Consider the following 14,548-nt stretch of genomic DNA (forward strand, 5'->3'; position numbering starts at 1 on the left):
AGAAGTTCCCTTTCGGTCATCTAATCTTGGGCTCCGACTCACTGCGGCTACACGCCCGCATCAAACATGCCGGGGGCTTACTTGGCCTTCGTGGGCTGCGGTGAATTGCATTGGCAGAGCTACAGATTGATGCCGAATTCGCGTATCTTCCGATAGATGGTCGCCCGGGACATTCCAAGGGCGTCCGCCGTCGCCTGTTTATCGCCTCCGGTTTCCTCAAGGCTTCGAATGATGGCGTCGCGTTTGAGTGCTTCGATGGGCGACAGCGTCCGGCGGCTAAGTGCCCTGCACGCGGGTGGCAGTTTGTCGACTTCAACTGTGCCTGATCGTTGCTTGTGAACTACTTCCTGAAGGATCTCCCGCAGTTGTGCGACGTTGCCGGGCCAGCTGTACTTGGTAAGTTGCCGGACTGCGGCCGGGGAGAGGACAAGGTCCTGCCCCCGATTGACTTGCCGGAGAATAAAGGGAATCAGCTTGTGTAGGTCCTCGATACGATGGCGAAGTGCTGGTACATGCACCGTGTGGCCGAAGAAGGGGAGGATCAGTGCGTCGCTTGTGCGATTTCCGGAGTCCGTTCCGACAGTCACTCCGATCCAACCCGCATGCTCACGCCCTTGAATCATCCCTGCGATAACTCGTTGGTGCGAATCAGGTAGCAAATCGATATTGCGAATGATCAGACTGAAGCCGTCCTGTTCGAGTTCTAACTCCAGAGATTGGAGCCCATCCTCGCTGTTGATCAATTCGACAGCTGAGAAGAATTTCGTGTGTGTTGAGATATGTTGAATTGCAGATGCTTTGAGGATCGAAAACCGCCCGCTACCGGCCTCGCCCGCGGCGGCCACCCATTCTCGTTGCCTAACGCAGTGCGCGATCTGTTGGGTGCTACGCCGCCATGAGGCGCTGTCTCCGACGATGCCTGGAAACGCTATTGCGCTCCCGGATGTAATCGCGGGCGCGGCCAGGTCACTCAGGTATGCGTGGTAGACAGCCAATCCGCGCCGAGTCGGTAGGTTTCCGTCCGTGATTGAGGCGAGTCGTGCCGTCTGCCCGCTCGGCAGAGTCAGTAGGTGGCGGCCCTTGTCCGGTGTGCTGCTCAGTTCCGTAGCGTGCTCGATCAATGCGGCTTGGTCTTGGGGGTCTAGGGCAAGGCGCAGTTTTTTGTTGAGAAGAATGACGTCGTCCCCTAACGCCAATACACCCACGTTCGGCGATCTTCTGCACACTTTCAGGTACGCGTTGAGCAATGCGGTCTGTTCTCTGCTCGAATCCGAGAGCAGCCGTCCTTCGATCTGAGCAGTAGCGGATCGCGCCAAGGTGACCAGCAGCGGTGCTCCATCTTCGACCCAGCCGGTCACATCGAGAACGCCCACGACGAGGCTGGAGACAGGATGGATGATTGGCACTCCGGCACACATGAGACCGCCCAAGCTTTCGACATAATGCTCTGCGCCGGAAACTAGGGTGGGCTGACGAGTTTCCAGTGCCGTCCCGATACCGTTTGTGCCGGCGAATTCCTCCAGATAGCTGAAGCCCGGTGCCAGGTTGAGGCTGTCGAGTGTTCTGAGGAGTTGGCTACTTCCGGCGACCCTGCTCAAGACGACTCCGTCGGCGGAGGTGAGGATTACAGATACAGGCTCGTCGACGAGGCCTTCGGCGAGTTGGTGAAGAACAGGCGCGGCCGCGAAAACAAGTGGGCTCTCCAAATCTGGTTCGCGAACAAACGGTAGATTCAATACATCTGGTTGAATGTTCAATGATTTCGATCGCTCCCAGGAGAAGCAGATCGGATCTCGGACCGAATCGTCCAATTCCTGATCGGTGAAGAACTTCTCGCGCGCTTTGCGTATATCCCGGACGGATAATTGTCTCTTCATTCCTCCGCCTATCAGCCTTGTGTCAGTTCTCGATGTGTCGGTCGCCCACGCATACATCGATGCCTGTGCAGGTGGAAGCTCACGGACCAATCTTAGTTGACCTGAGTCGGGAAGCCCGTTCGGCTGGCGTCATCGCGCAGTTCTGCGCCTACGGCAGGAACCGTCGGTGATCCCGTTAGGACTCGAAGGACTACGCTTAGATCGTGATCGGTTAGCTTTCCTGGATTGGAATCTACAGATGATGCGGGTGAACTTGCCGCACGCTTCCTTGCAGTTCTCGTGTTCACTTGTTGTGGACTCCTACTGGTTCTGAGATTTGAAGTCTCGTTTGTGGCGCTCAGGTATATCAACAATCATCTCTGTGATGAGTGAGTTATCCTGCTTACCGTGTTCTGGAGAATTCTGTCCGATACCCTTCCAGTGCAATTAGGTCTTTGTAGACAATTCCAAGCGGCGCGAGACGGGTCCGTCTTCACTATCAAGCCTGGACTTGCAATTCTCCCATATCTGACCACCCCCCCTGATCGATTTCGCAATGCATGATCTTGGGTGTCTCGCTCAGAAGCGGACGCATGGAATCTAGTCCTTCGCGAAAATGCTCAGAAGTGACATGGTCTGATCCTGCCTGCCTGTCAGTGAAAGCTTCGATGAGTATGAACTCGTCCGGATTTTCGGTATTTATGCTCCAGTCGAACCACAGATTTCCCGGCTCCCTTCTAGTGCTTTCAGTAAACTTCTTCGTGGCGTCTAACCATTTATGGATGTGTTGTTCAAGAACCTTAAATTTGACTACGATGAAAATCATCAGTTTTCCCTACGGTGAGTTCTCGGGGTCGATGTCAGAGATGAATTGACACCAACCCCGAGATAGAAATTGGCGCGCGGCAAACCTGTCTGAATTTAGTAGATATTCGACGGGCGAACCATTCCTTCCGCGAGATCCCCGAATCCTGGCGCTATGATTGCCCCAGGATGCCCGTAGACTTCCTCCACGACGGCGGTTTCGGTTGTGATGAGTAGCGCTGCTATCGACGCTGCGCTTTCAAGGGCTGCTCGTGTCACCTTAAACGGATCGATGACACCGTCGTCGAACATGTCTCCGTATTCGCCTGTGAGGGCGTTGAACCCATGGCCGAGCGGTAGTCCGGTCACGACATCGACGACGTCATCGCCTTCGAAGCCAGCGTTGATGGCAATCCATCGAAGTGGTTCGGTCAGAGCCTTGCGAACGACGTCGCGTCCTATTGCTTGATCACCTGTCAATTCAAGTTCCCCGAGCACGCGGTGGGACTGGGCCAAGGCGGTACCGCCGCCAGAAACGATGCCAGATTCCAAGGCTGCTCTGGCCGCAGCTAGAGCGTCTTCGACACGAAGCATTCGCTCCTTGAGCTCGACACTTGTGGCTCCACCAACTCGGACCACAGCGACGCGTCCAGTTAGACGTGCGATTCGTTGTTCGAGGCTGTCTCGATCTCCGTCGATCTTCGATCGTTCGAATTGGGCTTCGAGTTGAGCGACGCGTGCGTCTAGCAAACTCTGGTCCCCGCGACCCCCGACAATGGTGGTGGAGTTTTCGGTGACGGTGATTCGGTCACACGAACCCAACTGTTCGATCGAAACGTCGGATAGCTCGAGGCCAGTGTCCTTGGCGATTACTTGACCACCCAGTGCAATTGCAAGGTCCTGTAGTTCAGCGACCCTGCGGTGGCCGAATCCTGGCGCACGGACGACGACGGACTGCATTGTCTTGTGCATGTTGCCACCGACGAGTAACTGCAGTGCAGGCCCGTCGACATCCTCGGCCACCACGACGAGCGGGCGATCTGCGCGCTTGGCTGCCTCGACGCTGGGCATGATGTCTTGGACCTGGTTGATCTTTTTGTTGGTTAACAGAATGACCGGATTGTCATGTACCGCCTCGGCACGTTCGGGGTCGGTGATCATGTACCCGGAAATGAATCCGTGATCGAACTCGATGCCGTCGACTACGGCGACCGACATCCCCAGGGTCTCGCTCTCCTCGGTTGTGACGACACCTGATTTCCCGACGTATTCGACGGCCTTGGCTACGCACTGGCCGATGGCTTCATCGTCACTCGCGGCAAGCGTTGCGATCCGTTGGAGGTCGTTGCTGCCGACCACCTCGACTGCCTGCGTGCGTAGCGACTCGACGACGGACGTGACCGCCGTTTCGATGCCACGTCTCAACCGCATGGGGTTGGCACCGGCGTCCACCGCCCGGAGTCCCTCGCGCACCATGGCCTGTGCAAGAACCGTCGCCGTCGTCGTGCCGTCTCCGACGACGCCATTGGTTTTCATCGCGACTTCTTTGACCAACTGAGCGCCCATGTTGGCGAAGGGATTGCTGAGCTGTATTTCCCGAGCGATGGTGACCCCGTCGTTTGTGATGGTGGGGGGTCCAGTGAGCTTTTCGAGCACCGCGTTGCGCCCCTTGGGTCCCAGAGTCACCTTCACTGCATCAGCGAGGGCGTTGACGCCCTGCTCCAGTAGGGCGCGTGCTTCGGTGTTGAACCGCAGTTCCTTGGCCATGACGTGATCCTTTCGATTCGATGTGGTGAACTTCTGGTGCGGTCCTAGGGGACGAGGATTGCTCGGCCTCGCACACGCCCCGCGTCGAGATCGTCGAGCGCTTGTTGAAACTTCTCCAGGGGGTACTTCGTGGTGTGAAGCGACACCTGTCCGTTCGCTGCCAGTGTCATCAACTCCTGGAGATCGTTGTAGGAGCCGACAAGGTTGCCGATGAAGTTGATTTCGGTCGAGATGATGTCGATGGTGGGGATGTCGATGTTCTCGCCGTAGCCGACGACGTAGTAGTTGCCTGCCCGGCGCAGCATGGCGATACCTTCGTGTGTGGCGCCACCTTCACCGACGAAGTCCAGTACTGCTTCCGCCCCGTGTCCGCCCGTGAGTTCCAGAACTTTCTGGACGTGGTTGCCGTCCGCGACGATTCCGTGGTCGGCCCCGATCTTCACAGCGAGTTCGATCGCGTCTGGGTTGCGGTCGAGCACAATGACTTTGACCCCGGAGATCGCTTTGAGTACCTGGATTCCGATGTGTCCCAACCCGCCGGCTCCGACCACGACACACGCATCGCCCGGTCGGGTATCGCGGGCGACCTTCGCGGCAGCGTGATACGCCGTCAGGCCGGCGTCGGCGAGCGCTGCGATATCGGCAGGTTCGAGAGAATCATCTATCTTCACAACGCTTCTGGCGGTTGTGTGGAGGTACTCCGCATATCCGCCGTTGCGGTCGATACCAGGAAATTCGCTGTTCTCGCAGTGGACGTCGTCGCCGAATCGGCAGGCACGGCACAGTCCGCAGGTGACCAGGGGATGCAGGATGACTTTGTCGCCGATTTCGAGGTTGTTCACTGCGCTGCCGACGGCGTGAACCCAGCCGGCGTTCTCGTGTCCGATTGTGTAGGGCAAAGTGACGCCACTCTTCTCCTCCCACTGGCCTTCGAGGATGTGGATGTCGGTTCGGCACACGCCCGCTCCGCCGATCCGGACGATCACGTCGAATGGACCATCGATTGTGGGCTCGGGGATCTCCGTCAGTTCGAGTTTCGAGTGGTACCCCACCACCTGCACTGCCTTCATTACGGCCTCCTGGTTCTTGTATCGGTGATGTGCGGCACCGGGCCGGCAGGCTCGGTGGTGCTGTAGCGGGTGGCGAGCAAGCCACGGCAGAAGTGTGCGTTCCCCTCGATCGAGATTCGGACAGACCTCGCGAAGCGGAGTTTGAGTGGGATCTCTTCGTGCGGAATCGATTTACCGCCTTCGTCAACGAATACGCGACTGTTAGGGCAGATGCTGAGCCCGATAGCGATTCGCCGCCGAAGCAGCGCCATCGTGTGTTTTTCGTTTCGAAGATCGCGAAGGGTGAGCGTGGGAATGCGGTCGATCCCCTCGCCTGTTCGCGCGAGGTGCGCAGCAATCGAACGCTCGACGGCCGCGATATGTGCCTTGCGTTGGAATGTTTCCCGCAACTCGTCGAGACTCTCGTCTGCTTCGGAACCGAATGTGCCGCGGTAACCGGCATCCGCAGCGAGGCCGGCATTGATCTTCTCGCTGTCGTGATGGTCGTCGAGCAGGACTCGAATTCGTCCTATCCCTTCTATGGTGCGAAGAGCGTCCACGGCGTCCGATGCCATCAGGTAGGCGAAGTTCGGGGAACAGAAGGCTGTTGGTAGACGCAGGTGTACTTCTACTCCATCGTCGTTGAGCTCCACGGATCTGACGAATTCGAGGTCTGTGATCGGCTCGTCGAGTTCTGGGTCGGCGACCGTGGCGAGTGCAGCGATGACGTCGACAGTGGAGCACAGTGTCAAGGTGCTCATGAGTTCACGACTTCCTTGGCTCCCGCAGCAACCTCGACACCTTCCTGGCCGGGGTGACCTGCGGGGCGCAATTCGGCGGGGACGTCAATGCCGTACAACGCTGCTGCGTTCGCGCCCAGGATCTTTCGCTTCTGGTCGACGGTGATCGGCGCATATTCGGACTGCATGTCTTCGGGGATCTGAAAATCAACGAACTGCTCGATTAGCCACTTCGGCGTCCACAAGGCGTAGTCGCTGCCGAAGAGAATCTTGTCCTCGCCCAGCCAGTAGAGCAACTCTCCGATGATCTGAGCGAAGTAGCGCGGTCGGCTGTGGATGAACGGAAGCGCGACGGCGAGGCCCCCGTAGACGTTCGACTCCTGAGTGGCGATCCAGCAGAAGTCTTCGAGGCGGGGCAATCCGACGTGTTCGACGACAAATTTCAGATCGAGGTAGTCGGTGGCGACCTTGTCGACGTCGGAGACGTCGAATGCGTCCCGGTCGAGGGGACGGATCGTCGGTCCCTTGTGAACGTGAATGTTCTTGATGCCGAGCGTGATGCACTCTTCTAGATAGCGCCTGGACCAGGGGTCGTCGAGCTTGTATCCGCGGGAGTCACCGTGCCACTCCGCTGTGTAGAGCTTGACTCCCTGCAGGTTCATGCGGTCCGCATCCTTGCGGAGTTGTTCGAGGCCCGCTTCTTCGAAGCGCGGGTCGTATGCATGGTTGTACGTGAGTTTGTCTGGATGCTTCTGAGTGAGGGCGAACGCATCCTCGGTCTGCCCGAAACCCGTGTGGTAGAAGTCGCTGAGCAAGGTTGCCTGGAAGATTGCGTGGTCGACGTAGCCGTCGACGAACAGGTCCTTGTAGAGCCGATCCTCGCCGTAGTACTGATAGGTCTCGTAGTCCCACAGCTCCGACTCAGGGCTCAGGTTCTTGTGGTAGTCGTAGAAGCAGTCGATGAATTGCTTGCCGTGAATGTTCTTCTGGTTCTTCTCACGTGCGTCCCACAAGTGAACGTGACCGTCCACGATGAAGTATTTTTCGCCGTTCTTCTCGTACATGGTGTCGATCTCCAATTCTGATGAATTCGGGGCTGCGAACTACTGGGGGTGCCCGGGGTGGAGCCTCCGAAGAGACTGGTGTCCTTTGATCCCGGGCACCACCGATCTATCTAGCTGTCAGGGGAGCTCGGCGAGGTCGAATCCGATGTACTCGGCCGCATCCTCGGGGCTGGCGAAGAGCATTGTCTTGTCGTCGAGGTGGACCATGCGTCCGTAGTGTGTGGAGCTGATCTCTTCGAACACTGATCCGTCGAATTCCTGTCCGAGCGCGTCGGTCAGTTCGTCGTAGTCGAAGGAGAGGAGTTTCGTGCCATCGACTCGAATCATCGACGGATACTCGGTCAGTTCGACGCCGTCCTTGGCGCCCATCACCTCTGCGACAACCCGTCCGACGGGCGTGTTCATCAAGGTCACGCCGCACATATTGGAAAATTCTGTGGACGATCCGAATTGCATGGTCATCGTGCCAACTCCTTGGGAATCTCGAGGCCGAGGGATTCGAGCAGTGCGGTGAACTTGGCGGTGGCAGCTTCGAGACTCGATGCGAAGGTGACGGCCTTGTCCGCCGGCTGCGACCAGATCGGCTGCAAGGCGCGAGCGGCATCGAGGCACTTGGGCACCCACACGGCCATCCATTCGCCGAAGAGCGCGCGGTTGGATTCACCGTGTTCGGGATCGCGTGTCAAGAGCTGGAAGAGAGCGCGAGTGTAGTTCAGGTCCCGGTCGTAGTCGTGCTCACCGGTACCGACGATGGTCGGAGTGATGTAGTCGCCGTTGCGGGCGGAAATCTGCATCATCAGCTCGGTACGGAAAAGCGAACCGATGAGCTGTTCGAAGACGATGTTGGTCGCAAACAGCAACTCGCACCAATCAGGGGTAGCTGTCAGCTGTTCGACGACCTCACGGGTCGGCTGCCATTCTGGGGCATTCTGCCAGACGTCCATATGCGCAGAGCCGTCGAACGGAACGTCGGCCTCGGACAGGTCGAGATTGAACAGCGCAAGGTCTTGCGCGAACCGCATCTTGTGTGCGGCATTGACAGCAACTGCTGTGTTGATCATGTTCGTAGGTCCTGATCGTTGGATCGATGTGAACACGTGCAACGCCAAACCATTCTCCGCGTGCATCCACGCACCGAGATTTCGCTCGATGAACTTGAGCCACGGGGTATTCCAGCCGTCGTAGGCCCGAGCCCTTTTGGCGTTGCTCAGACAGAGCTCGACCTGGTGTACGACTGCTGAGTTGTTGCGGTAAATCGTCTGATCCCATTCTTCGTTGGGGTCGAGGAACTCGTGCCAGTTGGAGGACTTCGCGACTGTCCACTCCAGCGGATAGCCTCCGGGGCCGTTACCGAAGCCGTAGATCCAGCCCTGCGTCAGGTGACGGTCGGGGTCGGGCTGTACGTCGACTGTCACATCTTCGTACATCGTCGCCCGACGCTTGGCTGGTGTGTAGTAGCTGTATGTGCGACTCTTCGAACTGGGGAATTCCAGCGCTCCGGCTTCGGAATCGGTGAATTCGATCTTGGGGAAGCTGCGTTGCTTCGCTCCAGTGGGTGCGGTCATGTCTGCCCTCTCGCTCGCTGTGCGTACTGTGAGTGTGAAATGGGAATCTCGACGCCTGCTAGTTGAATACCGGGCTAGTCGAATGCCGGGCTCGTGAATTTGTCGTAGAAGATCTGGTCGGTGGGGGTCCCGCACAGGTCCAGAAGGGTCAGTGCTGCATCGACCATCGGGGGTGGCCCGCATAGATAGACCTCTGCTTTGGCGATGTTCGGTTCCAGTTGCTTCACGACGTCGGTGACGTTGCCTTCCCTCACCGATATCGACCCCGAAGTTGGTGCGCCGGTTGAATCAGACACGCACGCAACGAAGGTGAAGTCGACCAGTCCGTTGCCGATGGCGTTGATTTCGTCGATGTAGAACAGATCGTTCGGTGTCCGCGCACCGTAGTAGAAGTGGACGGGGCGAGTGTTTCCTGACTCGCTCATGTGGCGGACAAGCGAGAGAATGGGGGCCATTCCGGCGCCTCCACCGATGCACACCACAGGCAGAACATGGCCGTCCTTGAGAGTGGATGATCCGTAGGGGCCGGTCAGTGCGATCTCGTCGCCGATCGAGATTCCGTCGTCGAGTAACGTCGCGAACTTACCCCCGGGATACTTCTTGATGAGGAATTCGACCTGGTTTGGTGTGGATTGCGTCGACGCCATGGAAAAGGACCTGTGCTCGTCGGTTCCTGGGATGCGCAGATCGGCGTACTGGCCCGGTTTGAACTCGAATACCGAGGGGTCGATGGGTTCGAGCCGAAGGGCAACGATGTCGTCGGTGACAGGTTCGAGTGCAATGACCCGAGTGGTCACATTCTGAATCGGTATTCCGCCGAGGAGTTCGTCCTCGTCGAAATTGAGAAGTTCGATGGTGCAGTCGCTGTATGCCTTTGTGCGGCAGAGAAGTACGAATCCTTCGTCCACTTCAGCTTCGTTGCACGCGAAGGTCGAGTGATTCTCCATCTGGATGTCACCGTCGAGTACGAACGATTTGCATGCCGAACAGCGTCCTTCTCGGCAGCCGTGCATGAGATGGATTCCTTGCCGAAACGCCGCATCGAGGATGTGTTCGTCCTCGCGGACGTCCATCTCTATGTCGACCGGTTCGAAGGTGATTCGGTGGGTGTCGGCCACGAGGGTCTCCTGAATTGAATGTGTCGATCACGCTGAATACGGTGGGCAGCGCCGGTGTTCAGGCACTGCCCACCGAGCCTGAATCAAGCAGGCGTTTTGGCACCGGCCCGATAAGCCGCGATGTGCGCATTCCGCTCTGACTCGGTCATCTGGTTCAGCAGCACATTTGGGCTCTGGAAGGTATTCCCGCGAATGTCGTCGAGGGTCCACATCTTCTTCGGATCGAGGTTGAGGTGCGGCTGGCCGACGAGGGTCTTGCCGTCGTCTCGCACGTAGCCAAGATCCGAGACGATGTCAGCGAGATCTTTGCCGTGATGAAGGGTCTCCCACTCGCGGAAACCGGTGAGCCGACCCATGTTCGGGGTGTCCTTGCCTTCGTACTCACTTCGGAAGGCAACCGCGTCGGTCCAGTAGCAGGTCTCCGAGCAGTACGTCCGCCACTGGTTGTCGACCTTTTCTACGACCATGTCCTCACGGATGAGGGCGGGCACCATGCAGGTCCAGCAGCGGTGCGGGTACTGATAGCCCACTTCCTCGAACGCAATCGGCTTGTTGCGCCCGGGGTAAGCAAGGCGGTTGTACTCCTCCCACCACTTTCCGTACTTCGAGTACCAACCTGGGTACTTGTGCTCGAACCACTCGAAGTCCTTGTCGGTCATGGTGTCGATGCGCCAGTAGTTGACCGGCCATCCCGTTGCGAAGAACCTTGCGACTTCGTGCACGTAGCCCTTGTTCGTGATCCTGTTCCATGCTTCCTCGACCAAGTCGTGGGGGATAGTCAGGCCGTATTTTTCGAGTGGGATCAGGTAGCTGCGGTAGTAATCGTCGTAGATCCACCGGCGCCACATTTCTGCGTAACTCTCGCGGTCCTTGCGGCGGTCCTTGGTGCCGTATTCGATGAATGTTCCGATCGCTGCATCGACCACACAGTGGTTGTTCCACCAGGCGTACCGCAGATCGCGTTCGAGGAGCGGGCGGTTTCGTTCGTCGGCCAGAGCCATGAGCAGGATCGAGTAGCCGTTGGAGATATGGCGTGACTCGTCCGACTGGACGGAGTGGAAGACGGTTGGAAGCAGATAGTCGCCGTTTGCGGCCGCCTCGTCCGGCATCGCGACGAACAGGGTGTTCGTGAAGGCGGTTTCGGCAACGACGGTCAGATAGATGTTGGCGGCGGTGATGGCGTCGCCGGTGATGAATCCTTCGCCGAACTGGCGGCCGATTGTGCCGGCGTAGTTGTTGGCGAATGCCTTCTCCGTCATGTCGAACCCGGCGGGGTCGATGTAGTTGTTCATATAGAGCTTCTTGAGGTTCATCTGAATCGTCGAATGACGAACCTCGTCGATCATCTGCACAGCGAGACCGTTGTGGATCTCGGGATTGGGCACGGCGTCGATCGCCATAGGCATGGCGCGTGCCGCCGAGATTTCGGGGAACGGAATGATCGAGAGAAACAGCTTCTGCCACTCGAGCCAGCGCTGCTGAACCTGACGGAACATGTTGCCGCGGATAGCGCCGTCCATGGCGCCGTAGACGCGGTTGTCCTTCTCCTCCTCCATCGGAAAGTAGGACCGCATGATTTGCTTGAGCGGATCCTTCTTCGGAGCCTTCTCAAACGTATAGTCGGTTCCGAAGCGAGTCGCAGGTGTCGCGAACGTGGGTTCCCACGTAAGCTCCGAGATCTTCGCGTGTGCCTTGGTAAGGCTTTGCCTACTCAATGTGCGCCTCCTGGATGCGAGATCGGCGGGTTGCCGACCTTCTCGGGAAGATGTGCACCTGATTGAACACCGTGATCTAGATCTCATTCGTCTCACTTTGAGATTTACAACACTTTTTCGTCCTCAGCTGAAGCTGTCCGTATCGGGGCGGTTGGACACGGTCGGCTCCGGATTTGTTGCCGACTTGGCTTGGCCGTCCCATTTTGAGAATCATCGTGATCTGGATCAGAACAGTGCTATTACTGACACGGCAGCTAGGTTGGTCATTCGGCTTCACGATGACTTCAATAGCGAACGGGTCGAACGGTTTTCGTCCCTGTTCTTCGAGCTGCACAGCGCGGTGAGCGCAGGACTCACCAGAACCACGTCGAAGGAATTGCCAGTGTCAGTAAGTCAGGTAACCCGCGAAGACGAGTTGAATCAGGACCCGTCTCTGGAAGCGGGTAAGTGTCCGGTATTTCACGATCGACAACGTCATCCTGTCGAAGGTGGAAGCAATCGGGACTGGTGGCCGAAGGGCCTAAACCTTCGCATCCTCAAGAAGAACCCCATAGTCGGCAATCCCATGGGACCAGGCTTCGACTACACGGCTGCATTCAACGGTCTTGACCTAGTTTCCGTCAAAGCGGATATCGAAGCCGTGATGACAGACTCGCAGCCCTGGTGGCCTGCCGACTTCGGTCACTACGGTCCGTTCTTCGTTCGAATGGCGTGGCACGCAGCCGGCACTTATCGCGTCCTGGATGGTCGAGGGGGTGCGGGGGCAGGCATGCAACGGTTTGCGCCGCTAAACAGCTGGCCCGACAATGCAAACCTCGACAAAGCTCGTCGCCTGCTCTGGCCGGTGAAGAAGAAGTATGGTGCGAATCTGTCCTGGGCAGACCTCATCGTCCTGACCGGCAACGTCGCTCTCGAATCGATGGGATTCAAGACCTGTGGCTTCGCGGGTGGTCGTGTCGACGCGTGGGAGCCGGACGAGGATGTGTATTGGGGTCCAGAACAGACATGGCTCGGCGACGAGCGATACGTTGGCGACCGAGAACTCGAGAACCCGCTCGCCGCCGTTCAGATGGGACTCATCTATGTCAATCCGGAAGGGCCGAACGGCGAGCCAGATCCAGTGCGCTCAGCAATCGACATCCGCGACACTTTTGCCAGGATGGGGATGAACGACACAGAGACCGCCGCTCTCATCGTAGGTGGCCACACGTTCGGTAAAACACACGGTGCTGCTGATCCGAACCAGTTCGTGGGTGCAGAACCAGAGAGTGCGTCGATCGAACACATGGGCTTCGGATGGAGCAGCAGTTACGGCACCGGCTCCGGGGCAGATGCGATCACCAGCGGTCTCGAAGTAATCTGGACACCGACCCCCACACAGTGGGACAACAGTTTTCTTGACGTTCTCTACAGATACGAGTGGGAACTTGTTCAGAGCCCCGCAGGAGCGCACCAGTGGCGTCCGCAGGATGGTGCAGCAGCCGACCTCGTCCCGGACCCCGCCGATCCTACGGCGCGTCGTAACCCTTCGATGCTGACCAGCGATCTCGCGCTGCGCGTTGATCCGACGTACGAGAAGATCACGCGTCGTTGGCTCGCACACCCGGAAGAACTCGCGGACGAGTTCGCCAAGGCCTGGTTCAAACTCACCCACCGCGACATGGGCCCGGTATCGCGCTACCTCGGATCTGAAGTGCCAGCCGAGGTGGAACTATGGCAAGACCCGATACCTGATATCGACTTCGACCCCGTAGGCGCCGACGATATTGCTCGACTCAAGGCGGTGATTCTGGAATCGGCCGTAACTGAAGCTCAGTTAATCTCTACAGCATGGGCCGCAGCCTCCACCTTCCGTGCGAGTGACAAGCGCGGTGGCGTAAACGGCGGTCGTATCCGTTTCGAACCGCAAGCTAGCTGGGAGGTCAACGAACCGGACGAGCTTGCCGAAGTTATCCATGCACTCGAAGAGATTCAGCACTCATTCAATTCAGCTGGAGGGGCGAAGATTTCGTTTTCTGACCTCATTGTTCTCGGAGGTGTCGCAGCGGTCGAGGCCGCGGCGAAGAGGTCAGGATGCGACGTCGTGGTGCCGTTTACCCCGGGCCGTGCAGACGCAACTAAAGAGCGCACAGATGTTGATTCGTTTAGCGTGCTCGAGCCGCGTGCAGACGGCTTCCGCAATTATATGGGGGAGGGGCAACGGCTACCGGCTGAATACTCCCTGATCGACAAGGCGAACCTTCTAGGTCTGAGCGCTCCCGAGATGACCGTTCTCGTCGGTGGACTGCGTGTCCTAGGAGTGACGTACAAGAAGACGTCGCACGGGGTTCTCACTGACACTCCGGGCACTTTGACCAATGACTTCTTCGTCAACCTCCTCGATATGGGCATCGAATGGGCGCCGACCTCACAGGAAGGTATCTACGAGGGCAAGGACACCAAGACGGGGAAGGTGAGATGGACGGGAACGCGAAATGACCTCGTATTCGGTTCGAACTCGGAACTGCGTGCGCTTGCTGAGGTGTACGCCAGTGACGATGCGCATGTGAAGCTGGTGCACGACTTCGTCGCGGCCTGGGACAAGGTCATGATGGCTGACCGATTCGATCTGGGCTGACCCCAATTCGGGGGGGCGGTAGGTTGGCTCTGCCGTCCCACCGCTCCACAATTGGCAATCAGTCGGGACGGCCGTTCTCCCTCACGAAGTGGAAACGGGTGTAGGTGCCGTGCAATAGTTTGCGGCGGTGGTCGTTCCGGATATCTGCCATGCGGACTTTCCCGTTCTCTATTGGACACTGATACTGTAATTTCGGTGGCATACACAGCGGAAGTTCAGGAAGTTGCGGGAAACGGATCACATATCGCCTGAG

11 protein-coding genes are annotated in these 14,548 nt (G+C 58.1%); 1 reads left to right on the forward strand and 10 read right to left on the reverse strand.

The genetic code is table 11. The annotated features are described in order from the left end of the window. Positions 1-119: 119 nt before the first annotated feature. The 10 genes from AOT96_RS22115 to AOT96_RS22160 all read right to left on the reverse strand — a co-directional run bounded on the left by AOT96_RS22115 (position 120) and on the right by AOT96_RS22160 (position 11,678). Positions 120-1,877, reverse strand: a complete 1,758-nt coding sequence (locus tag AOT96_RS22115) for a sigma-54-dependent Fis family transcriptional regulator (protein WP_065352310.1) — start codon at positions 1,875-1,877, stop codon at positions 120-122. A 478-nt stretch (positions 1,878-2,355) separates the two neighbouring features. Further along, positions 2,356-2,682, reverse strand: coding sequence for a putative quinol monooxygenase (locus tag AOT96_RS22120; protein WP_065352311.1), 327 nt, complete (start codon positions 2,680-2,682; stop codon positions 2,356-2,358). A 95-nt stretch (positions 2,683-2,777) separates the two neighbouring features. Then, positions 2,778-4,427 carry a chaperonin GroEL gene (gene groL / locus AOT96_RS22125; protein ID WP_064444314.1) on the reverse strand — a complete coding sequence of 550 codons (1,650 nt, stop codon included), beginning with the start codon at positions 4,425-4,427 and terminating at the stop codon, positions 2,778-2,780. A gap of 44 nt (positions 4,428-4,471) precedes the next feature. Further along, on the reverse strand, positions 4,472-5,497 hold the full coding sequence (locus tag AOT96_RS22130; RefSeq protein ID WP_065352312.1) for an NAD(P)-dependent alcohol dehydrogenase: 1,026 nt from the start codon (positions 5,495-5,497) through the stop codon (positions 4,472-4,474). Continuing rightward, positions 5,497-6,237: an iron-sulfur cluster assembly protein gene (locus AOT96_RS22135; protein ID WP_065352313.1), complete on the reverse strand. Its 741-nt coding sequence runs from the start codon at positions 6,235-6,237 to the stop codon at positions 5,497-5,499. The genes AOT96_RS22130 and AOT96_RS22135 overlap by 1 nt, the downstream gene beginning before the upstream one ends. Further along, positions 6,234-7,280, reverse strand: a complete 1,047-nt coding sequence (locus AOT96_RS22140; protein WP_065352314.1) for an amidohydrolase family protein — start codon at positions 7,278-7,280, stop codon at positions 6,234-6,236. Before AOT96_RS22140 ends, AOT96_RS22135 begins: the two co-directional genes overlap by 4 nt. Positions 7,281-7,397: 117 nt before the next feature. Then, entirely contained in the window at positions 7,398-7,742 is a 345-nt protein-coding gene (gene mimD / locus AOT96_RS22145; RefSeq protein WP_064444318.1) for a propane 2-monooxygenase effector subunit MimD, read from the reverse strand. After that, entirely contained in the window at positions 7,739-8,845 is a 1,107-nt protein-coding gene (locus AOT96_RS22150; RefSeq protein ID WP_065352315.1) for an aromatic/alkene monooxygenase hydroxylase subunit beta, read from the reverse strand. Before AOT96_RS22150 ends, mimD begins: the two co-directional genes overlap by 4 nt. A gap of 74 nt (positions 8,846-8,919) precedes the next feature. Then, positions 8,920-9,963, reverse strand: coding sequence for an FAD-binding oxidoreductase (locus AOT96_RS22155; RefSeq protein ID WP_065352316.1), 1,044 nt, complete (start codon positions 9,961-9,963; stop codon positions 8,920-8,922). 83 nt (positions 9,964-10,046) lie between these two features. Further along, positions 10,047-11,678, reverse strand: coding sequence for a methane monooxygenase (locus AOT96_RS22160; RefSeq protein WP_065352317.1), 1,632 nt, complete (start codon positions 11,676-11,678; stop codon positions 10,047-10,049). Between the two features lie 415 nt (positions 11,679-12,093). Here AOT96_RS22160 and katG point away from each other — a divergent pair, with 415 nt between their 5' ends. Next, a complete protein-coding gene (gene katG / locus AOT96_RS22165; protein ID WP_065352905.1) occupies positions 12,094-14,295 on the forward strand; it encodes a catalase/peroxidase HPI in 2,202 nt (733 codons plus the stop codon). Positions 14,296-14,548: the final 253 nt, after the last annotated feature.

This window comes from Rhodococcus sp. 008 (assembly GCF_001682295.1).
GTDB lineage: Bacteria > Actinomycetota > Actinomycetes > Mycobacteriales > Mycobacteriaceae > Rhodococcus_F > Rhodococcus_F qingshengii.